The organism is Rhodococcus sp. AD45-ID (genome assembly GCF_003023755.1).
GTDB classification, from domain to species: Bacteria; Actinomycetota; Actinomycetes; order Mycobacteriales; family Mycobacteriaceae; genus Rhodococcus_F; species Rhodococcus_F globerula.
In genome coordinates, this window is sequence record NZ_PYHL01000001.1 from 29,346 (window position 1) to 51,912 (window position 22,567).

General features: G+C 61.7%; 19 protein-coding genes and 1 pseudogene. 7 read left to right on the forward strand and 13 right to left on the reverse strand.

Annotated features, from left to right (window positions below; translation table 11 throughout):
* The first annotated feature begins 65 nt into the window (after positions 1-65).
* Positions 66-773: an alpha/beta fold hydrolase gene (locus tag C7T36_RS00150; RefSeq protein ID WP_033230799.1), complete on the forward strand. Its 708-nt coding sequence runs from the start codon at positions 66-68 to the stop codon at positions 771-773.
* A 73-nt stretch (positions 774-846) separates the two neighbouring features.
* Here C7T36_RS00150 and uvrA read toward each other — a convergent pair whose 3' ends face one another.
* Positions 847-3,807: an excinuclease ABC subunit UvrA gene (uvrA, locus tag C7T36_RS00155; protein WP_181317478.1), complete on the reverse strand. Its 2,961-nt coding sequence runs from the start codon at positions 3,805-3,807 to the stop codon at positions 847-849.
* A 180-nt stretch (positions 3,808-3,987) separates the two neighbouring features.
* Here uvrA and C7T36_RS00160 point away from each other — a divergent pair, with 180 nt between their 5' ends.
* From C7T36_RS00160 to C7T36_RS30415, 4 genes and pseudogenes are all read left to right on the forward strand, one after another.
* Positions 3,988-4,674 (forward strand): MBL fold metallo-hydrolase, encoded by a 687-nt coding sequence (locus C7T36_RS00160; protein WP_045070000.1) that lies wholly within the window; start codon positions 3,988-3,990, stop codon positions 4,672-4,674.
* Between the two features lie 297 nt (positions 4,675-4,971).
* The gene (locus C7T36_RS00165; protein WP_045070002.1) at positions 4,972-5,211 is read left to right on the forward strand and encodes a hypothetical protein; all 240 of its coding nucleotides are present in this window, start codon (positions 4,972-4,974) and stop codon (positions 5,209-5,211) included.
* On the forward strand, positions 5,208-6,650 hold the full coding sequence (locus C7T36_RS00170; RefSeq protein WP_045070004.1) for a phospholipase D-like domain-containing protein: 1,443 nt from the start codon (positions 5,208-5,210) through the stop codon (positions 6,648-6,650). The genes C7T36_RS00165 and C7T36_RS00170 overlap by 4 nt, the downstream gene beginning before the upstream one ends.
* Before the next feature lie 551 nt (positions 6,651-7,201).
* A pseudogene (locus tag C7T36_RS30415) lies at positions 7,202-7,429 on the forward strand (MBL fold metallo-hydrolase); the annotation flags it as partial.
* Positions 7,430-7,511: 82 nt separating this feature from the next.
* On the opposite strand, the gene C7T36_RS00180 reads toward C7T36_RS30415, so the two are convergent.
* Positions 7,512-8,633, reverse strand: a complete 1,122-nt coding sequence (locus C7T36_RS00180) for an alpha/beta hydrolase (protein ID WP_045070009.1) — start codon at positions 8,631-8,633, stop codon at positions 7,512-7,514.
* A 69-nt stretch (positions 8,634-8,702) separates the two neighbouring features.
* The gene (locus tag C7T36_RS00185; RefSeq protein WP_033230803.1) at positions 8,703-9,320 is read right to left on the reverse strand and encodes a TetR/AcrR family transcriptional regulator; all 618 of its coding nucleotides are present in this window, start codon (positions 9,318-9,320) and stop codon (positions 8,703-8,705) included.
* 148 nt (positions 9,321-9,468) lie between these two features.
* Between C7T36_RS00185 and C7T36_RS00190 the strand changes: the two genes are divergently transcribed.
* Both C7T36_RS00190 and leuC read left to right on the forward strand, forming a co-directional pair.
* Positions 9,469-10,035, forward strand: a complete 567-nt coding sequence (locus C7T36_RS00190) for a VOC family protein (protein ID WP_371851300.1) — start codon at positions 9,469-9,471, stop codon at positions 10,033-10,035.
* Between the two features lie 16 nt (positions 10,036-10,051).
* Entirely contained in the window at positions 10,052-11,470 is a 1,419-nt protein-coding gene (gene leuC, locus C7T36_RS00195) for a 3-isopropylmalate dehydratase large subunit (protein ID WP_084702997.1), read from the forward strand.
* 49 nt (positions 11,471-11,519) lie between these two features.
* Here the strand turns inward: leuC and C7T36_RS00200 are convergent, their stop codons facing one another.
* From C7T36_RS00200 to C7T36_RS00245, 10 genes are read right to left on the reverse strand one after another with little or no spacing between them, the layout of a single operon-like run.
* Positions 11,520-12,443, reverse strand: a complete 924-nt coding sequence (locus C7T36_RS00200; protein ID WP_045071022.1) for a ketopantoate reductase family protein — start codon at positions 12,441-12,443, stop codon at positions 11,520-11,522.
* 8 nt (positions 12,444-12,451) lie between these two features.
* Entirely contained in the window at positions 12,452-13,618 is a 1,167-nt protein-coding gene (locus tag C7T36_RS00205) for an enolase C-terminal domain-like protein (protein ID WP_033230806.1), read from the reverse strand.
* Between the two features lie 33 nt (positions 13,619-13,651).
* Positions 13,652-14,377, reverse strand: coding sequence for a GntR family transcriptional regulator (locus C7T36_RS00210; protein ID WP_033230807.1), 726 nt, complete (start codon positions 14,375-14,377; stop codon positions 13,652-13,654).
* A 27-nt stretch (positions 14,378-14,404) separates the two neighbouring features.
* Positions 14,405-15,955: an AMP-binding protein gene (locus C7T36_RS00215; protein WP_045070014.1), complete on the reverse strand. Its 1,551-nt coding sequence runs from the start codon at positions 15,953-15,955 to the stop codon at positions 14,405-14,407.
* 39 nt (positions 15,956-15,994) lie between these two features.
* Complete coding sequence (locus tag C7T36_RS00220) at positions 15,995-17,521, reverse strand: class I adenylate-forming enzyme family protein (protein WP_045070016.1); 1,527 nt, start codon at positions 17,519-17,521, stop codon at positions 15,995-15,997.
* A complete protein-coding gene (locus tag C7T36_RS00225) occupies positions 17,521-18,651 on the reverse strand; it encodes a branched-chain amino acid ABC transporter permease (protein ID WP_045070018.1) in 1,131 nt (376 codons plus the stop codon). Before C7T36_RS00225 ends, C7T36_RS00220 begins: the two co-directional genes overlap by 1 nt.
* A complete protein-coding gene (locus tag C7T36_RS00230) occupies positions 18,644-19,534 on the reverse strand; it encodes a branched-chain amino acid ABC transporter permease (RefSeq protein ID WP_033230811.1) in 891 nt (296 codons plus the stop codon). Before C7T36_RS00230 ends, C7T36_RS00225 begins: the two co-directional genes overlap by 8 nt.
* Positions 19,527-20,336, reverse strand: coding sequence for an ABC transporter ATP-binding protein (locus C7T36_RS00235; protein ID WP_033230812.1), 810 nt, complete (start codon positions 20,334-20,336; stop codon positions 19,527-19,529). Before C7T36_RS00235 ends, C7T36_RS00230 begins: the two co-directional genes overlap by 8 nt.
* Entirely contained in the window at positions 20,329-21,102 is a 774-nt protein-coding gene (locus C7T36_RS00240) for an ABC transporter ATP-binding protein (RefSeq protein ID WP_033230813.1), read from the reverse strand. The genes C7T36_RS00235 and C7T36_RS00240 overlap by 8 nt, the downstream gene beginning before the upstream one ends.
* 22 nt (positions 21,103-21,124) lie before the next feature.
* Positions 21,125-22,387 (reverse strand): ABC transporter substrate-binding protein, encoded by a 1,263-nt coding sequence (locus tag C7T36_RS00245; RefSeq protein ID WP_045070021.1) that lies wholly within the window; start codon positions 22,385-22,387, stop codon positions 21,125-21,127.
* Positions 22,388-22,567: the final 180 nt, after the last annotated feature.

Sequence of the window (22,567 nt, forward strand, 5' to 3'; positions counted from 1 at the left end):
CGATACCAAACGGTGACAAAATCGGTGACACGCAGTTGTCACCGATAGCCCGCCACTATGGGCTCATGAAAACTCACATCGTTCTGGTTCCCGGATTCTGGCTCGGCGCATGGGCGTGGGACGCGGTACTCCCCCACCTTCAACGCCCTGACACCCACGTAACCGCACTAACACTTCCGGGACTCGAGTCGGTGGACTCGCCCCGGAACACCGTGACTCTCGATTCCCACGTCAGCGCAATCGTCGACGCCGTCTCGAGGTCGGACGAACGCACGATCCTGGTCGTGCACAGCGGCGCCGGAGCGTCCGGGTACGCCGCGACCGATCGCGTACCCGACCAGATTGCGCGCATCGTCTACGTCGACAGCGGTCCGATGCCGGATGGCACCGCTCTTCGACCCGATCTCGCCGAGGATGCGATCGAGGTTCCACTACCGCCTTGGGCCGAACTGGAAGCAGACGGGAGCAGCATCGAGGGACTCGACGACGACGCCTTGACGGCGTTTCGTGACCGCGCTGTCCCCGAACCTGCGGGCGCAGCTCGTGATCAGATCGTCCTGACCGATCCGAGACGCTATTCGGTTCCCACCACTGTGGTGTGCAGCAGCTATCCCTCCGACGTCATCAAACAGATGGCTGATGGTGGATTTCCCATTGCCGTCGAACTCGCGAAGTTGCCGGTGACGTACGTCGATCTTCCGACCGGACACTGGCCGATGTGGTCACGCCCGAAGGAGTTGGCCGAAACCATTCTCGACGCAGCAGACGCATAGCGTCGCGACGCAGCAGTGATGCCGGGACGACAAACCGTCCCGGCATCATCGCGATCGCGCCTATCTCACCCTCTCAGGCCACCGATGCGGACTTCTTCCGCGGCGCAGCCTTCTTGGGGGCCGTAGCCTTCGCGGCGCGCTTCTTCGCCACAGTCTTCTTCTTCACGGGAGCCTGTTGCGCACTGAGTACCTCGCTGAGGAACTTGCCGGTGTAGCTCTCGGGCACTGCGGCAATTTCTTCCGGAGTTCCTTCTGCCACAACGGTTCCGCCGCCGGATCCACCTTCGGGACCCATGTCGACAACCCAGTCCGATGTCTTGATGACATCGAGGTTGTGCTCGATCACGATGACACTGTTGCCCTTGTCGACCAATCCGTTGATGACGATCAGCAACTTGCGAATGTCCTCGAAATGCAGGCCGGTTGTCGGCTCGTCGAGGATGTAGACGGTACGTCCGGTGGAACGTTTCTGAAGCTCGGCGGCAAGCTTGACGCGCTGCGCCTCGCCGCCGGACAGCGTCGGTGCCGGCTGTCCCAGTCGCACGTAACCGAGACCGACGTCCACCAGAGTCTTCAGGTACCGGTGAATCGAGGTGACCGGCTGGAAGAACTCCGCTGCCTCCTCGATGGGCATGTCCAGTACCTCGGCGATGGACTTGCCCTTGTAGTGAACCTCGAGTGTCTCGCGGTTGTACCGAGCCCCGTGGCAAACCTCGCAGGGTACGTACACGTCGGGCAGGAAGTTCATCTCGATCTTGAGTGTGCCGTCACCCGAGCATGCCTCGCAGCGACCGCCCTTGACGTTGAACGAGAAACGCCCCGGCTGATAGCCGCGCACTTTGGCTTCGGTTGTGGCAGCGAACAGCGTACGAATCTTGTCGAACACACCGGTGTAGGTAGCCGCGTTGGACCGCGGGGTACGGCCGATCGGCGACTGATCAACCTGAACCAACTTGTCGAGTTGGTCGAGTCCGTTGATTCGGGTGTGGCGGCCAGGCACCTGACGCGCGCCGTTGAGCTTGTTGGCCATGACGGTGGCCAGGATGTCGTTCACCAATGTCGACTTGCCCGAACCGGAAACACCGGTAACCGCGGTGAGAACACCCAATGGGAAGCTCACATCGATGCCGTCGAGGTTGTGCTCACGCGCACCGACAACGGTGACCTGACGCTTACGATCGACCGGGCGACGGATCTCCGGGACCTCGATGAACTTTCGCCCGGACAGATAAGCGCCGGTAATCGACTCGTCGCAGGTGAGCAGCTCTTCGTAGGGTCCGCTATGGACTACCTGGCCGCCGTGCTCTCCGGCATACGGACCGATGTCGACCACCCAGTCGGAGGTACGAATCGTGTCTTCGTCGTGCTCGACCACAATCAGGGTATTGCCGAGATCGCGAAGCCTGGTCAGTGTTTCGATCAGGCGACGGTTGTCTCGCTGGTGCAAACCGATGGACGGCTCGTCCAGCACGTAGAGCACACCGACAAGACCCGAACCGATCTGCGTTGCCAGCCGGATTCGCTGGGCCTCACCACCGGACAGGGTGCCAGCGGCACGCGACAGCGAGAGATACTCGAGGCCGACGTCGAGGAGGAATCCGAGGCGGGCCTGAACTTCCTTGAGCACCTGTCCCGCGATGGCTTCTTCGCGTGAACCGAGCGTGAGACTGTTCAGGAAATCTGCGCAGTCGGAGATCGAGAGTTCACACACCTCCGCGATGGACTTGCTGCCGAAATCTCCGGCGGCAATGGTCACCGACAGGATTTCCGGACGCAGTCGCGCACCGCCACACGCGGGACACGGGGTGTCGCGCATGTAGCCGTCGTAGCGTTCCTTCATCTGATCGGATTCGGTCTGCTCGAGCCTGCGATGCAGGAAGGGCATGACGCCCTCGAACTCCGCGTAGTAAGAACGGGTACGGCCGTACCGGTTCTTGTACCGGACGTGGACCTGTTCCTCACTGCCCTCGAGAATTGCCTTGCGCGCCTTGGCTGGAAGCTTGTTCCACGGCGTCTTCATGTCGAAGCCGAGGATGTCGCCGAGGCCGGACAACAAGCGCCCGAAGTACTCGGAACTCTGCCCCATCGACCACGGCGCGATTGCTCCGTCCTCGAGGCTCAATTCCGCGTCGGGTACAACAAGTTCGGGGTCTACCTCTTTGCGAATACCCAGACCCGTGCACTCCGGGCAGGCTCCGTACGGCGAATTGAACGAGAACGAACGCGGCTCGAGATCGTCGATCGCGAGTGGATGGGCGTTGGGGCACGCCAGCTTTTCGGAGAATCGCCGCTCCCGGTCAGGCGCGTTTTCTTCACGGTCAACAAAGTCGAGAACAACAATGCCCTCGGCAAGGCGGAGAGCGGTCTCGATCGAATCCGTGAGTCGCTGCTTGGAGCTTGCCTTCACCTGAAGACGATCGACGACAACTTCGATGTCGTGCTTTTCCTGCTTCTTCAGCTTCGGCGGATCGGTCAAGGGGTAGACGACACCATCAACCCGTACACGTGAGTAACCCTGCGTATTGAGCTGTTCGAAAAGGTCGACGAACTCACCCTTGCGGGTGCGCACCACCGGAGCGAGGACCTGGAACTTGATGCCCTCCTCCATGTCGAGGACCTGATCGACAATCTGTTGAGGGGTCTGGCGTGCGATCTTCTCCCCACACACCGGGCAGTGAGCGGAACCTGCGCGGGCATAGAGAAGACGAAGATAGTCGTAGACCTCGGTAATGGTTCCGACGGTTGACCGGGGGTTCCGGTTGGTCGACTTCTGATCGATCGACACCGCAGGCGACAAGCCTTCGATGAAATCGACATCTGGTTTGTCCATCTGGCCCAGGAACTGACGCGCGTACGCCGAGAGTGACTCGACATACCGACGCTGTCCTTCGGCGAAGATCGTGTCGAACGCAAGGCTGGATTTACCCGAACCCGACAAACCCGTGAAGACGATCATGCTGTCTCGCGGGAGATCCAGGTCGACTCCTCGCAGATTGTGCTCTCGCGCACCCCGCACGATCAGGCGATCCGACACACCAATTCCCTTCATCGTCATTCATCTGGGCTGTCCACCAGCGACATCACCGACATCTCGAGCACTCAAACGCAGCGAGTCCTCGAACGACGCCATGGTAGGCCGAGCCACCGACAAGTTTTGACTGCAAGCACGAACCCAGCGTTCTACCAGCCCCTATTCGAAGGTAGCCTGCGAATCATGACGAATCAGCCCATCGTGATCGACAACTCCTATACCGGTCAGCTCTCCCCCGATTCTGCGCCTCAACGACGCACCATCGACAGTGCAACCATCACGAAGATGTCAGTCGGCCCCATGGACAACAACACCTACCTCGTGGTCTGTTCCGCAACCGGGAAATCACTCCTGATCGACGCGGCCAACGAAGCCGAGAAAATCGTTGCGCTGATCGAGCAGGAAGCTCCGGTGTTCGACTCCATCGTCACCACACACCAGCACGGCGACCACTGGCTGGCACTGAAAGACGTCCACGCTGCCACCAACGTGCCAACCGCTGCGCACCCCCTCGATGCCGAAGCACTTCCCGTGACCCCGGACGTTCTGCTCGAGGACGGCGACAGCGTCACGGTCGGCAACCTGAGCTTGGATGTCATCCACCTGTCCGGCCACACCCCCGGCTCCATCGCACTCGTGCTCACCGAACCGTCCGGCCAGGTTCACATCTTCACCGGTGACTCGCTCTTTCCAGGCGGAGTCGGAAAGACCGCTGATCCCGAGAAATTCACCTCACTGCTCAGCGATGTCGAGACAAAGCTCTTCGGACGCTACGACGACTCCGCCATCGTCTACCCCGGCCACGGCAAGGACACGACACTCGGCGCCGAGCGTCCGCACTTGCAGGAGTGGCGCGAACGCGGTTGGTGACCCTTGCACCGCACATCCCCAGCGCTGCCCCGCCGCGCGCGTTGGGGATGACCGCCCGTCGACGGACGTGATCAGTCCGGGAAATCGCTCAGCAGCCGACTCAGACGGAATGGACTTCGACTCCAAGTTGTCGACAATCGGACCAGCTCCACGGCCACGCAGCCTACTAGGCCGCAACACCTACCCAGGGTCCGTCACTCACGGCCGCGATAGCTGGAACGGGGAGCTAGGACAGCTCCTCGACTTCTTTAGCTGAGCGGTATCATCATCGCGAACCGTCACTTCCAAGGAGCCCACATGACCGCACCGCTCCACAGTCGGCAATTGCGGTCCGTGTCGAACGCGAAGCGCACTGAGCGGGAGTCGGTGCGCCGCCGCCACGGAGCATCCGAGGTCACAATCTTCGGGTCGGTAGCCAGCGCCGTTGCTGGGGAAGAGCTTTCGGAGTTACTCGCCACACATGTCGACGTCGTGGCGCGAGAAGTATCCAAGGAAGCAGTGCCGGAAACTGCCCACGCCGATTTGGTCGACGTGTGAGCAGAATTCTGGCTCCGGGCGAAACCTGCTGGCGCATCGAGCCGGCAGATAATCTTGCCTGCATTATCGATGCCGCTGACTACTTTCATCATGCGAAGTCCGCGATGCTGCAAGCTGAAAAACGAATCATGTTGATCGGCTGGGACTTCGACACGCGCATCAAACTCGAGCCGCGCGAGAAGACGCTCGACGGCCCCAATCGGCTGGGCAGGTTCCTACGCTGGCTTGTCCGCGAGAAACCCGACCTCGAAATCCTCGTACTCAAATGGAACGTAGGGGCCTTCACCGCAATCGGACGCGGCATGACTCCAGTCTTCGTGTCGAACTGGTTGACCGACGAACGCCTTCGATTCGAAATCGACGGCGCCCACCCAGTGGGCGCCGCGCACCATCAGAAAATCATCGTCATCGACGATGCTCTGGCGTTCTGCGGCGGCATCGACATGACGGTGGACCGCTGGGACACCTCGGATCACGCCGATCACAACGACTACCGGATCACACCGAGCGGAAGGCGTTACGGCCCTTGGCATGACGCGACCACAGCGGTCGACGGCGATGCGGCCGCGGCCATCGGCGAATTGGCGCGAGCACGCTGGAAATCCGCAACCGGCGAGGATCTGAGACCGATCCAGAGCACGGCAACACCGTGGCCCGTCAATCTGGCGCCCACGTTGCGGGTTGTCGACGTAGCCATCGCCAGAACTCTGCCGGAACTCGACGAACGCACTGAGGTACGCGAGATCGAGGCGCTTTATCTCGCGGCCATCGCCGGTGCCGAACACACGCTGTACATCGAAAGCCAGTACCTCGCCTCACGCACTCTGGCCGAGGCGATCGCCGCACGCCTGCGTGAGGCCGACGGACCGGAGATCGTTCTGGTCATTCCGCGCAATGCCGACGGGTGGTTGGAACAAAAGGCGATGGATGGGGCACGCCACGACCTGTTGCATCTGTTGTGGACCGCCGACGTCCATGACCGGTTCGGTGCGTTCTATCCCGTGACCTCTTCTGGTGCACCAATTTACGTGCACGCAAAGATCCTGGTGATGGATGATCGACTCCTGCGAATCGGGTCGTCGAACCTCAACAACCGTTCGATGGGCTTCGACACCGAATGTGACATCGCCGTCGAATCCTACGACGATTCAGATGTCGAGTTGCGGGCCTCGATCGTCGGACTGCGGCGCCGACTGCTCAGCGAGCACCTCGACGTCACCGAGAATGAGATCGACGACGCGTTGCGCGAGCACTCACTGTTGACGACGGTTCGCACACTTGCGTCCTCCGACGCCCGCAGTCTGCGTGAATTCGACCGAAACACAGTCGACAGCGAAGACCACGTGCTCGCTGAAAATGCACTGATGGATCCGGAACGTACGCAACCGAGGCTGAGCGACCGAATCGACGGGATACGCCGTCTCCTCGACAGACGCTGAGACTCGAACCGCTCCACGACCTGTCGATCGGAGAATTAACAATGGAAGTCGTCACGACATATTCGACATCCCTGACGTTGGAGGTCGCCATGCAGTCGTCGTGTGCGGAACACACGGCAACGGCGCGGGGCCGAGGGGTCGCCGCGCTGGACGCGCTGGCAGCGCGAACCTGATCTCAACCTGCTCGCAGTAGTGCGACTCGATTGATCGCTCCAATCGCTGATCAATGTCGGCCGCGACGCTTTTCATCTATCCAGGCGCAGATTCCGCCCTGCTACGGCACCATCCCCGTTTCGTGACTAAACCTACCGATCCCCCTTTTTTTCGACGAAATCCGGAAGCGCTAGTTATCAATCCTCCAGTTCGTTCCGGAACTGAAAATATTTTGTCGATTTTCCAAACTTTCACTTTGAACTCGCCGCCGATCCGAAGACAATCGATATTCAGTGATAGAAAGGAGGATTTTCCTCGGGATCATGAATTGCCGCGTCGAGCCGAGAATCCGCGATGATAAGTTCGATCGCTTCTGCGGGGCCGGCGATCATTGCGAACTCACCGAACTGTCAGGCCAGGTTCACGTTTTCACCGGCGACTCGCTCTTCCCAGGCGGAGTGGGTAAGACCGCTGATCCTGAGAAATTCACCTCACTGCTCAGCGATGTCGAGACCAAGCTCTTCGGACGCTACGACGTCTCCGCCATCGTCTACCCCGGCCACGGCAAGGACACGACACTCGGCGCCGAGCGTCCGCACTTGCAGGAGTGGCGCGAACGCGGTTGGCGACTTGGAGATGGGGGCGCCCGCTCCAGTATCGAATACCGGAGCGGGCGTCGTCGAAGATTCGATTTCGAAGAAACTGTGACTAGCTCGACACTCCGAATCGCTTCTCGATCCACGCTGCTGTCAGATCGGCAAGCTCGTCACGGGCACCGGGGGTGAGGAAGTAGTGATCCGCCTCCAACGCGTGAAACTCCTTGTCCTGCGCGCCAATCAACCCGTGGATCGCGTCAGCATCACTGGGGAACACACCCGTATCCTGCAACCCGTTGACCACAAGTGCGGGAACGGTGATGTTGGGCAGATGCGCGACCGCCCGCGTCTGCGAGTCCTCGAGACTCCATAGCGAAAGCCACGTCCGCAAGGTGCAGGCCGAGGCAATTCCGAAGACCGACCGGTTGGCGCGCTCCGGCACTCCGGCGTAGCAGAGGTTCGCCTTGCGATTGGTGGGTTCGAGGGTCGGATCGACCATCCGCGGATCAGCCCAGGTCCGGAACACCGAAAACGGCCGGTCGTGGTAGCCCGCGGCCGTGAGTCGCTCGAATTCCTCCTTCACCCATCGGGTGATGCGATGGTTTCTGGCAACCTGCGCGGCCCGGTAGCGCTCGACGAACTCGACACTGTAAGCAGGCCCGTTAGCCGGATCGAACAAGTCGAGGGATGAATCGGTTGCCAGAGGATCGCTCTCATCAGTGACCGAACCGTCCATCCATGAAGTGAGAACGTCAGGCCGACCCAGGTGAGCTGCGGTAGAGATGTACGCGTCGCCGGCCGGCAGGTTTTCGACACCTGCTGCCAGGGACATTCCGGGTAACGGTGTGATACTCGGTGCCACCGCCTGAGACTGGTAAGCCGCCATGAGCGAACCACCGCCCGAGTTGCCAAGCAGGATGACGTTCTCCACACCGGCTTCCTCGCGGAGCCAACGAACGCCAACTCCGATATCACTGAGTGCGTAATCCAGGATGAATCTCGCCTCGTCGCCGCGGAACCGGGTATTCCAGCCGAGGAAGCCGACCCCCCGTTCCGCAAGATAATCCGCCATGTAATGCTCGGAAAAGTCGATCTGGTAGTGCGTCGCGATGACCGCCGTCTTCGGGCGCGTTCCGGCCCGCCGGTGGTAGAGACCCTGACACGGGTGTCCACCCGCGCCCATCCGGGGAAGGTTAAGACTCGGCAGTCCGACAAAGGTGCGTTCGATGGCCACTACGACTCCTTGTTTATAAATCTGGGTTCAGATTTAGTATCACGGCGCCGAGCCATAAGTCCATACCTCTCACTCGCGCCAATACACGGCACGGAACCAGATCTCGGTCAACGTGGCGATGCATGCCTCGTCATCTACGCCTGCGGCGCCCCCGTTAGCCAGCTTCTCGTAACTGAACATGTTCAACATCCCCACAATCGCCGTGGCAGTGAGACGTGGATCGACGCCAGGGCAGTATCCCCGTTCCTGCGCGATGACGACTTCCTCGGCAATACCGGAAATAGCTTCGTCACAGAGCTCGTCCCAGACCCGAGCGAAGTCGTCGTTGACCATGGCGAGCTGAAAGACCCCCACCATCTCCGCAAGTCGCTCTCGGTATGTCTCCCAGTGGGCCCTGGCTGAAGCCTCTACACGCTGCCTCGGTTCGCGGCCGACCAGCTTCCGATTGGCCTGCGCACGCACACGCGCATCCACCTGGAACTGACGTGCCCAACTCTCGAGCAACGCCTCCTTGGATTCGTAGTAGTTGTAGAACGAGGCCGGCGATCTTCCGGCTTCCGCGAGAATGTCAGCCACGCGCATCTTGAGGAAGCCTTTCTTCGCGATCACCTTTCGTGCAGCCGCATCGATCGCTTCCAACGTCTCGCGGCCACGCTTTGTCGGTCGCGCCTTCTCAGGACCAGTCATGTGCGCACCCTTTCACGGCAGCCTTGGATCTCCAGCCGTCTTTCTACACCAGAAGCACGTTAAGGCTGCGCCCACTGCTCACTGCACGACCATTGTCCGCATATGAATCTGATGTTAGAGTCAGATTTTCACTCTGAAAGGGATGCCCATGAACTCGCCCCGTTTCGAAGTCCGCGGCTTCAACCATGTCGCGCTCGTCTGCTCGGATATGGAAAGGACGGTGGACTTCTACACCAACATCCTCGGCTTTCCGCTCGTAAAGACCGTCGATCTTCCCGACGGCATCGGACAACATTTCTTCTTCGACGTCGGCAACGGGAACTCACTAGCGTTCTTCTGGTTCACCGACGCTCCCGACGGCGTGCCAGGCATTTCCGCGCCGGTCGAGAAGCCCGGCTTCGGCGAATGGACGAGCGCTGTGAGTTCGCTCAATCACATCGCGTTCGATGTCCCACCGGAGAAGTTCCAGGACTATCGCCAGAAGCTGAAGGAATCAGGTGTCCGGGTAGGCCCTCTCGTGAATCACGACGACAGCCCTTCCCAGATCGCGACCGAGATGCACGACGGCGTGTACGTCCGCTCGTTCTACTTCCAGGACCCCGACGGCATACTCCTCGAGTTCGCATGCTGGATGCGTGCCTTCGGTCCGCACGACGTCTCACACACTCCGCGAACTGGAGCGGACCGCCGTAAGCCCGTATCCGTCAACGACTAGAGCCAGCACTGACTGAATACCGGAAGGACGGGCCGTGGCGCCGCGTACCCTGTTCGACAAGCTCTGGGACGAGCACGTTGTGGTTCGCGGCGAAACCGGCCCCGACCTGCTCTACGTCGACCTGCACTTGCTTCACGAAATGACGTCTCCGCAAGCCTTCGAGGGACTCCGGGCCGCGGGCCGTCCAGTCCGTCGGCCGGATCTGACCATGGCGACGGAGGACCACAACGTACCTACCACCGGAGCTGGGTCTCCCATCTCGGATCCGATGAGCCGACTGCAATTGGAGTTGGTTCGCCGCAACTGCGCGGCCTTCGGTGTGCCACACAACCCCATGGACTCAGCCGGCAACGGCATCGTTCACGTCATCGGACCCGAGCAGGGCTTGACGCAGCCCGGCCTGACAATCGTGTGCGGCGATTCGCACACCTCCACCCACGGAGCGTTCGGCGCACTTGCATTCGGGATCGGAACGAGTCAGGTCGAGCACGTCATGGCGACACAAACACTCCGCATGGAGAAGCCGAATTCGATGCAGGTATGCGTCGACGGCCATCTCGACACCAGCGTGAGCGCAAAAGACCTCGCCCTGTACGTCGTTCGCACTCTAGGTCCCAACGGCGGCGCCGGAAGCGTCATCGAATACCACGGAAGCGCGATTCGTTCGCTCAGCATGGAACAGCGAATGACCTTGTGCAACATGACTATCGAATGCGGCGCACGCGGCGGCCTGGTTGCCCCCGACGACGTGACCTTTGCTTATCTGCGCGGCCGCAAGCACGCTCCGACAGGCGCTTTGTGGAACCAGGCGCTCACCTACTGGCAAACCTTGCAGACGGACGACGGCGCCCTCTTCGACTACACGCACGAATTGTCCGCCTCCGACGTCTCCCCCACGGTCACCTGGGGCACCATCCCCAGTCACTCGGTCTCGCTGGACGGCTTTGTCCCATCCCCCGACGACTACAGCGATCCCGCCGAGCGCGAAGCGGCGACACGCGCCCTTGCCTACATGGCCCTCGATCCAGGAACGCCTATGCGCGACATAACAATTGACACTGTTTTCATCGGATCGTGTACCAACGGTCGGCTCGAAGACTTACGTGCGGCAGCCCAGGTTCTCACAGGCCGCACCGTTGCTCCCGGCGTCCGGGCCCTCGTCGTTCCCGGTTCACGAGCCGTTGCGGCGGCGGCCGAGGCTGAGGGCCTCGACCGGATCTTCACTCAGGCCGGATTTGCGTGGCGTTCCGCCGGGTGTTCGATGTGCACTGCCATGAACCCGGATGCACTTGGTCCCGGACAACGTTCGGCATCGACGACCAATCGGAATTTCGAGGGTCGCCAAGGCCCTGGGGCGCGGACTCACCTGGTATCGCCTGCAGTAGCGGCGATGACGGCAGTGCGCGGCCGGCTCAGCGGTCCTGGGGACCACTGAGCCGGCCGTTTTAACCACCGAGCCGGTCGCAACACTCGGCTCCGTCTGCCTATCGAACCCCGAATCCGGCTTCACGGGTTCGGACCAGTGCCGTCAGCGTCGCATTGACCGGCGCAAGCCGCCCCACCTTTGCGGCTTCTCGGGGAACAGCGCCGTTGATCGATCCGATCTCACTGACCCGCCCGGCTTCGTGATCGAGTAGCGCCGACGGTTTTGCTGCGGGCATCGCCGCACCGAAATCCCGTACGAAAGCGACCGGGTCTGCCACATCGATCGCGATATCGCGGGCCCTGGCTATCTCCCAGGTCTCCGTCGCGGCGGCCCGGCTGACCGGACCCATGTGCTCGTGATCGAGCACATCGCCCACGGTGAGACCGGTGAGCGCACACGGCGCACTGTATGCGACATTGCAGATCAGCTTCTCCCACTGCATCGCTGCGATGTCGGCCACAGCCAGCGCGTCGAATCCCGCTGTCCGCCACGCACCGGCAACCCTGTCGACGGCCTCGAACGAGAGATCTTCGTAAGCACCGAATCGCATCGCCCTCATCGCGTTGTGATTCACCCGGCCAGGAGCGATCAGCGACGCGCCGAAACCGCTTGCAATGCCCACAGCCAGTCGGTCTGCGCCGACGTGCCGAGCGACCTCGTCCGCCGATCCCAATCCGTTCTGAATCGTGAGCACCACGGTGTCGTCACCGATCAACATCCCGAGGGAGGCGGCGGCGCCGGCGACGTCGGCGGCCTTGACAGCGAGTACGACGAGATCAACCGACTCGTTCGGGATCGTCAGGAAAGCGCGCACAGGCACCACACGTTCCCCGTCCGGACCTGAAATTCGCAGACCCGAGGTTGAGATGGCCTGAACGTGATCTCCCCAGCGGTCCACCACCAGCACGTCGTGGCCGGCCCCAGACAAGCGGCCTGCGTACACGGAACCCATTGCGCCGCAACCTACTACTGCAATCTTCAGAGATTGGTTCATGTCACCAACTCCACGATTCTCTCGGCCAGACCCGACTTCGCCTCCAACCCGAACCCGGGGTTGTCCGCGGGTCGAATCAGTCCGTCGGCCAGGACACAATCGTCGCTGTAACCGCCGAACGGTTGGAAGACACCCGGATACGCTTCGCAACCGCCCAAACCCAACCCGACGACGATATGCAGATTCATCAGGTGCCCACCGTGGGGCATTGCGGCCGTTCGATCGAAGCCCCGGTGTTCCATCAGCGCAATCATTTCCGCGTACTCGGTCAGGCCGTAACTCAGTCCCGCATCCATCTGGAGGATGTCGCGATCCGGTCGTAGACCACCGAATCGGAGGAGGTTACCGACGTCTTGTGTGGAAAAAAGGTTCTCGCCAGTCGCGATCACGCCGTCGTAGACCTCGCACAGATCGCTGCACAGGGCGTAATCGAGCGGATCGACCGCCTCCTCGTACCAGCGCAGACCATAGGGGGCGAGCGCCTCGGCGTATTTCAAGGCTTGGTCACGGTCGAAACGACCGTTTGCATCGACCGCCAGATGTCGTCCGCTCCCGGTGACCTCGATGGCAGCATCGATCCGGCGCAGATCCTCGCCGAGTTCGACCCCACCGATCTTGATCTTGACGGCCGAGTATCCGGCAGCCCGGTAACCGGCGATCTCAGCTCGCAATCTCCCCAGGTCGTCGATGTCCTGGTAGTAACCTCCGGCGGCGTAGACCGGCGCACCCGAAGCCAGCGGCGTCCGGCCGTATGCTCGCGCGATCGTCTGGTAAACCGGTTCATCGTGGTACTTGGCGAGCACGTCCCACACCGCCAGTTCGATCGCACTCGCCGCCGCCGCGCGGTCTCCGTGACCTCCTGGCTTCTCGTCTGTGCGGGCGACCTTCAGAACCCGAGCAGGATCCAGCAACCCGGTGGTCGGCGACAGCAGAGTGTCCGGGTCTGCCTCGAGGACCCGCGGAATCATCCGTTCGCGCAGAATACCGCCCTGCGAGTGCCTCCCGATCGAGTTGAAGGCAACACCCACCAACGGACGCCCGTTCCGAATTATGTCGGTGACAACGGCGACAAGGGACACCTTGTGCCGATCGAAGCTGACAACCGCGTTCGAGATGGCGCCGACCAGCGGCACATCAAGCTCGCGGATCTCGGTGATCCTCAATTTTCCTCCATAGCTGTTCTGAGCTAGCTGTTCTCAACGACGCCGCTGCATCGACACGTTGAAGTCGAATCGATCGCCCGGGTGTATCGACACCGTCACCTGGGCTACCGCCCCCGAGCTCTCTACATATCTGCGGGTGATTTCGAGGCAGGGCGAACCCGCCTCGGCACGCAATAGATCGGCAAGGTCGTTCGGCAAGGCGCACGCACGGATTCGCTGCTCGACGCGATCGGTCAGGCGCCCGGTACACCGCTCGACGATCTCGTTGATGAGACCGTCCGGGCGTTCGAGGCGGTCTCCGACGGTAGCGGCGACGTCAGGATCGAGGTACACGTCCGTGTGGCACACCGGGCTCTCTTCACCGAGATCACCGAGGCGCAACATCCGGATGCGCGCCCACCGATCACCGGCATGGCCGCCGATCTGCTCAGCCAACAGCTGATCGGCAACCACGCCGTCTCGAGTCAGCACCAGCCGTCGAGTCTCGACCGAGTACTGCAGCAAATCGTTCATGTTCGTGACGGTGCGCGAATATCCGCCGGTGGGCTGGATGGATTCTACCGTTGTCCCGATCTTGCGTCGCCGCGACACCATGCCCAAGCTCTCCAGGGAACCCAACGCCGAACGGACCGTGGCTCGGGACACTGCGTAGCTGTCGGCGAGGCTTATCTCCGTCGGCAGCTTCGAGCCCACCGGATACGACCCGTCCTCGATCCGTCGGGCGAGTGAACGCGCTACCTCCTCATACCGAGCTACCACTTATCTTTTCCTCCCGGTCGTGGGGATTCATGCGATCCCCCGCTCATGTTGCGCCCAATAGGGCCTGCGCAGCTCACGTTTGAGAAGCTTGCCACTGGGGTTTCGCGGTAGTTCGGCCACGATGTCAACCGACGTGGGGCACTTGTAGTGCGCCAGATGCTGCCGGCAGTAGGAGATCACGTCGCTCACATCCAGGCCCTCGCGGGTGGGCACAATCACGGCTTTCACCGTCTCACCCCAACGCTCGTGCGGCACTGCGATCACGGCGGCGTCGCGCACAGCGGGATGCGCCATGAGCACGTTCTCCACTTCCACCGGATACACGTTCTCCCCGCCGGAGACAATCATGTCCTTGACCCGGTCGCAGAGAAACAGATACCCGTCTTCGTCGAGGTAGCCCGCGTCTCCAGTCCGGAACCAACCGTCGCCACTGAGCACTGCGGCTAGTTCATCCGGCTGGTTGTGGTATCCCGTCAACAGCATCTCGCTGCGTGTCCACACCTCGCCGGTCGCACCCACCGATACCCGTTCCCCCGTGACAGGGTCGAAGACACCCATTTCGACGCCGCGCACGGGCCGACCGGCCGACGCGAGCAGCAGGCCGCCGCCGCGATGATCCTCTGCATCGAGAATCGTTATCGGACCGCAAGTTTCGGTCATTCCATAGGCTTGCATGAGGTCACAGCCGAAGACGTCCTGCGCAACCGAGGCAACGGTGGGCGACATCGGCGAACCGCCATAGATCAGGGTCCGCAACTCCGGGTACGTCGAGCGGCGCGCACTCTCGTGCTCGACCAACATCTGCACCACGGCGGGCACTGTCAAAGCGTGGTTGACAGCGCCCCCGGCCAGGACGGGCAGCACCAACTCCGGACGGACGTCGAGAACGTGGTGCGAACCGGCGCCAAGCCCGAGACAGTAGAAGATCCAACCGGTGCCGGAAATATGGAAGTTCGGCGCCGGAACCATGACAACGTCTCCCGGGTGGATCTGCCAGGGTGGGTTGGACGCAAGATTGGCAGCGATCGCCCGGTTGGACAGCTGCACACCCTTGGGCCGACCGGATGTTCCCGACGTGTAAACCATGAGCGCGATATCGTCCGGGCCGGCGGCGGGTGTCACAGGCTCCTCGGAAAACTGCGCCAGCCAATTCTCGAAATCCTGTGGCTGTGCATCCGGGACGAGTAGGCGGGTACGGCCGTCCTCCGGTACCGGATATCCGAACTGCGGCATAAATTCTGCCTCGACCACGATCGCATCCAGGTCCGCATCCGCGACTATCTCTTGCATCTCCCGGCGGCTCAGCCGCCAATTAAGTGGCGTAGCAGTGGCTTTCACCAAGGAAGCTGCAGCAAGCACCACTCCCCACGACACTGCACTCTTACCCGCAAAACCGACGCCACGGATGGTGGCACTATCAGGCACCAAAACAGCGAAGCCGTTGGCGAGCCGACTGCTGTGCCGATACCACTCGCCAAAGGTATGTGCGGCAACACCTTCGACGGCAATACCAGGTGAATCGGGCCTTTCCTGTGACCAGTACTCGAGCATTCGTCCGATTGAATAATGATGATCCATGTTCTCCTCGTCCTCTTGTACGCGCAGCTGAAGGGCCGTTCAGGCGGAACCGGCTACCAGGCGCTCGCGCAGTTCGACTTTGCGCACCTTGCCCAGAGCATTGCGCGGCAACTCTGTGATGTGTTCGATCGAGGACGGACACTTGAACCCCGCCAGCCGTTCTCGGCAATGGCTGTCCAGTTCGCCGACATCCGGGACGACACCCGCTGCGCACACGACGAACGCCACCGGGGTCTCACCCCACTTCGGATGCGGCCGTGCAACGACTGCGACGTCGACAACTGCCGGGTGGTCGAGCAGTGCCCGCTCGATTTCGGCGGGGTACACGTTCTCGCCGCCGCTGATGATCATGTCTTTCGAACGTCCGACGATCCGGAGGAAGTTGTCCTCGTCGAGCACTGCCATGTCGCCCGTCCGGTACCAGCCGTCACTGGTGAAGGCTGCTTCGGTCTCGACGGGATTTCGCCAGTACTCGCGGATGACATTCTCGCTACGAACCCACAACTCGCCGGGTGCGCCCGTCGGTTGCGCGTTCCCGGCGGGATCGACGATCCGCGCCTCCCATCCCTGCGAGATCTGGCCCGCGGTAGCGAGCCGAGCGCTCCCCGGGACATGATCCTCCGGTCGCAGGACCGACAGGAAACCCTGGAGTTCGGTGCTGCCGTAGATTTGTCGGAACCGTCGGCAGATCACACGAAGCGCCCTCTCGAGCAGCTCCGATTCGATCGGGGCAGCGCCGTACTGCACTTCGAGCAGGCTCGACAGATCTGCGTCCTGTGTGGTCCGCTCCATCGTGTCAACGAGCATCTCGACGATAGTCGGGGCGGCGGTGAAGAAGTTGATCCGCTCGCGCCCGATCACGTCGATGACGCGGTCGATGTCGACACCGTCGTGAATGAAGAGCGTTCCTCCGGTGAGGAAGCACTGCATCGCCTGGGCGAACCCTGCGAGGTGGAACAGCGGCATCATCACCAGGTGGCGACTGCCTCGCTGCTGGTCGCCGATGTCGATCGCGAACCCCGCGAGCCCCCGGATGAGGGCGCCGTGATCGAGCGGGATGATCTTGGGCAGACCGGTGGTTCCACTACTGTGCATGAGGAACGCCGCCTGATCGGCACGCAACCGATCCCGTGGATACGGCGCCGGTGGTTCGCCGCAGCAATCCGCTCCCGTCCAGCCCTCACTCTTCGCTCCTGAAACCACACGGACGAGATCGTCTCGGTTCTCCATGACGGACTGATAGGCCTGGTCGACGAAAATACCTGCGGGCGTGGCAGTATCGAGCAAACGATCGATTTCGTGCGCAGTCATTCGCCAGTTCACGAGCAACGGCAGCGCTCCGAGTCTCATGAGACCCAATGTCTGAACCAGAAATTCGGCGCTGTTGCGTGCGATCACCGCCACAACGTCGTCCGGCCGAATGCCGCGTGCCCACCACTGCGCAGCAGTGCGCTCGACGCGGGCTCGAAACTGTCGGTAGGTCAACTGCTCCCGATCGTCGCTCACGGCCAGCGCGTCCGGATCGGATGTGGCACGCCAGTCAAGGACATGCAGCCAGGTGTACATCAGACGGTCTCCTTCTCCTGGTGTGGTTCGGGCGTCGGGTCAGGCTCAGGCGGCGGCGCGAGTTCTTGCTTCGGCCCGGGTCTGGAGCCCGCGCGGTGCGTCGGTCCGAGCAGCCATCCGAGAACTCGATCGAGCCCACCGCGGGCAAACATGATCACGAGAATCAGTAGACCGCAGTAGACAAAAACGCTCATGACGTTTGCGTCGATGCCGCCTTGTCCTACTGGCACGAGAAAGGGAATGTTGCCGGCGAACTGCCCGAGCACCCGCGGCAGTGCGGTGACGAACACCGCGCCGGCAATGGCGCCGCGCATGCTGCCGAGACCACCGATGATGATGATGACCAGGTAATCGGTCGACAGCAGGAACCCGAACGCCTGTGGAGTGATGAACTGAATCGTCACTGCAAGAAGGACACCCGCAATACCGGCGTATACGGAGGCGACGAAGAATGCCGCAGCCTTGTTCCGGCCTACGTTGACACCCATCGCCGAGGCCGCCACTTCGCTCTCACGCACCATGGACAGAGCCAGGCCGGGCCTGGCCTGAACAATTCTGCGAGCCGCAATGTACGCAACTGCTACGAGTGCGATTCCGAGCAACCACAGTTTCTCCACCGCGCCGAAGGGCACACCGAGCACATTCCACGGTTCGCTGTCACCGAAATTCACGCCGAGGATCTCGAATTCCGGGACAGCTCTGCCGATGTAGCCACCGCTCAATTGTTCGACCTCGTTGAGAAAGTGAACCCAGATGAACACAAGCCCGATGGTGACGACCGCCAGATAGAGTCCGGTTACCCGACTCGACAACGGGCTGAGCAGCAGGCCCCCGATCCCCGCGGTGAGCACTGCCCCGACGGCTGCGACCGCAGGCGGCAAACCCAAGCCCCAGACATTGTCACCGGGTGGGCTCGCCAATGTGACGTACCCGTAGGCGCCGATACCGACGAAGACCGCATGCGCCAACGAAATCTGCCCCGCCACGCCCACGAGCATCGCCAAACCCATCGCAGCGATCGCTGCCGCCATCGCCAAACCGCCTAGTTGCAACCAGAACTCGCCGACGAAGTACGGCGCGATGACCAGTGCGACCACAAGACCCACCACGAGGAAACGTCCTCTAGACACGGGCCACCTGCTTTGTGCTGAACAGCCCCTCGGAACGCACCAGCAGGACGACCAGCAGAAGAATCCAGGCGCTGATACCCGAAAGGTTGTGCGCCCACCCGCCCAAAGAACTCTCGTAGGTTGCCGCAAACGCCTCCGTCAGGCCGAGCATCAATCCGCCGACCAGCGCGCCGGTGACCGATCCCAGACCGCCGATAACGGCAGCCGGGAAAGCGCGAAATGCTGTGTCCGCCAAGGACGGTGCAACACCTGCAGCCGGGAAGGACGCAAGGAACAACCCTGCGAGAACGGCCAGTGCACCACCAATCGCCCAGCTCGTCCACGAGACACGCGACAAACGCACGCCCATCAACTTGGCAACCTCCGCATCCTGGTTGCTCACCCGCATTGCCAGCCCCCAGTTGGTAAAGCGGAACAAGAGCAGAAACACCGCGATCGCAGCTACCGCAACGCCGAGCGCAATGAGCCGGGACGCAGGCATCGTAATCATCCCGAACTCGACGATGCGATCCCCGACCGGATCATTCAGTGGCCACGTTTCCGCTCCGAGACGACGGCTGACTTCGGTGACGATCAGCAAATTCACGCCGAGAGTAAGAATCGTCAGAGTTACGTGGTCCTGTGTTCGTGATTGACGAATGAAAACGACGTCGGTGACGATCGCGACCAGCGCTCCCACCGCCAACCCGGCTAGGACACCGACCAGATATCCATGCGATTCGCTGACGAGTGCCGCCACGAAAACGCCGGAGAGCAGGAACCCGCCGTGGGCGAAATTGAGGATCCCGGTGGCTCGGTAGATGACCACGAATCCTAGGGCCATCACGGCATACAGCGCGCCGAGTGAGACCCCACCGGCCAAGGCATTCAAGAAACTATCCACGAGAAGTCCTCTCGACTTCGAACGGCGCCTCACTACCGAGGTATGCGGCGATGACAGCGGGATCTCGTTGCACCACTTCAGGTGCGGCGTCGGCAATTACCCTGCCGGACTGCAATACGGTGATGTGGTCGGAGAGACCGAGAACCAAGTCCATGTCGTGCTCGACGAGAAGCACGGTCAGATCGAAGCGATCGCGGCATTCCAGTATCTGCTCACCCAGGGCCCACGATTCGGCATCGTTCATTCCGGCAACAGGCTCGTCGAGTAACAGCAGCGACGGCTGCGCACACAAAGCGCGGGCGATCTCCACCTTCTTTCGGATGCCGTAGGGCAACGGACCCACGGACTGGTCGAGGTACTTCTCGATTCCCAGCGCCTCCGCCATCGTGCGAACGACTTCGTCGTCCTCAGTCCTCTCACGACGCGCTGACGGGAGAGCAAGCGCAGCGGCGAACATCCCAGTGCGCGTGCGGTGGTGGCGACCGACACGAAGTGTGTCCGCCACTGTCAGATGCGGCGGGAGCACCAGATTCTGGAACGTACGGGCAATTCCGTGGGTGATGATCTGGTGCTGTGGCACTGTATCTAGCCGCACGTCACCGAAACGAACCATGCCCGACGCCAGGGGATACAGCGCAGTGAGTGCGTTGAAACACGTCGATTTCCCGGCCCCGTTCGGCCCGATCAACGAATGAATCGTGCCCCGCCGGATGGCAAACGAGACATCATCGAGTGCAAGAACGCCGCCGAACCGAACCGTGAGTCCCTCGGCCGTGAGAAGGTTTCCGTCTACTTCACTCATCACCCCGGCCCCCTGCCTTGGTCAGCACGGCGGAACCGTGGGCGGTGGTCTTACCCAGTGTGAGCTCGAGGAGCATGTCGGAATCGATCAGGTCTGCGGCCGGCCCCTGCGCGGCCATGGTACCGCCGTTGAGGACGTACGCATGGTGCGCGACGGAGAGTGCAAGCCTCGTATTCTGTTCAACCAGTAGGACACTCGTCCCGTCCGCATTCACCTGTGTAATCGTGTCCATGATCTGCCGAGCGACGAGAGGAGCCAGACCCAACGACGGCTCATCCATCAGTAATACCTTCGGCTCACTCATCAGCGCCCGTCCGATTGCGAGCATCTGCTGCTCTCCACCGGACAGCAGGCCGGCGGTTTGGCCGGCCCTCTCTACGAGGATCGGAAACAGTTCGCGGACCCGGCGCAGGCTGGCCGCCACGCGGGACCGCGAACGCACCGACAACGCGCCGGCCATGAGGTTCTCCTGGACCGTCAGCTGCGCGAAGATTCGACGCCCCTCAGGCACCTGAACGATGCCGTGTCGAACGATCTTGTCTGCATTGCTCCGATCGAGGTCCAGACCCTCGCCGCGCACCGTCCCGGCGACCACCTGTCCGCCTTGGGCACCGAGAATTCCCGAGAGTGCCCGCAGGAGTGTCGTTTTACCCGCACCGTTATTCCCGATCAGCGCAACGATCTGTCCCTCGTCGACGCGCAGGTTCACGTCGTGGAATACCTTCGCAGAACCGTAACTAACTGCAAGGGAATCGACTTCGATCATCGTGGCCCTCCTCGTCCTACACTCACTTGGTGTAGCTCTTGTCGGCGGCGTACTTCACTGCAGCGGCGCTGGCGGTGGGAGTCTGCGCAATCACGGTTCCACCCTTGGCATTCGGATCCGGCACGAGAATGAACGACTCCAGCGACGGCGCCGTTCCTGGGTTGGAGAAATCGAGGTCGACAGCGAGACCGTCGGTGTCGATTACTCCCACTTTGCTCATGGCTGTGGTGATGCCCTGCGGAGTCAGATCCTTGTCCTCACACGCCTGGTTCAGGCCCTTTTCGAGCAGTTGCGCCATCAGATACCCGGCGGCAGCAGGTGCGGTTGCCGCGCGGTCGCCGTACTTGGCCTCCCAGGCGGCGAGAAGTTCCTGGACCGGCGCCGCATCAGAACTGAACGGTGCACTGTTCGAGGTCAGGACAACGTGATCGACAAGCGCATCACGGGCCGGCCCCGCCAGGTCGCCACTTGACAGCAAGTTGGTGGCTTGAATCACGACGTCGTATCCGCCGGCCTTCGCGACAGCAGCAGCCGAAACGGTTTGTGCGCTCGCGGTGCCCATGACTATCGCCTTGGCACCCGCCTGGCGCAAAGTGTTGACCTGCGCGGTCGCGTCGGTAGCCGTGCTGTCGATCTTTGTGCTCTCCACCTTCAGACCGAACTGTTGCGCTGCACCGGCCACCCCGTTTGTCACCGCTACACCGATGCCGTTGGGATACGCGATGACACCGATCGTGTCGCCCTCCTTGAGGATCCCTTTCTCCACGAGGTAGGCAACACCGTTGACAGCTTCGACGTCGTACGGCGCCCCCGGCATGAAGGCCTGCGGCACGGTCAGGAGCACCGGATCGTACGAACCTGCCAATACGGCGAGTCCGTCCTGAGCGAGCTTGGGCCCGAGCGTCACCGCGTCAGTTCCCGGCGACAGATTGACAATTCCCGCGATATCCGTCCGCAGCGACGTGTACTGCGTCATCGTCTCCTGCGAGTTGTACTTGTTGTCACGCGATTCGATCCGCAATTCACGATCGCAGACTCCACCGCCGGCATTGACCTTGTCGAACCACAGTTGGATGCCTGCAACCCCGTCCTGGCCAAGACCGCCGATCGGTCCACTGAGAGGGACCAGCGCACCGAGGGTGATGGCATCGGACGTCACGCCGACGCCTGCCTTCACGCCGCCCGATTCTCCCGAGTCGGCATTGTCGGTCGCCTTCGAGGAGCAGCCGGCGATGGCAAGTGCGATCACTAGCGTCGGACCGAGGACCTTGAGCTTGTTCTTCATTCGTTCTCCAGGACAGTTGGTGGACGGGATGAAACAGGGCAAGCGGTTGTGGCACACCGACAATCCGAGCCGGCAGCCAGGACGCAGTCATTTCGCGTCAGATATAAATCTAAGTTCAGGTTTAGATATAAGCGTGAGCCAGTTCACAAGTCAAGGTGCGTACCAAAGAATTTTCGGTCT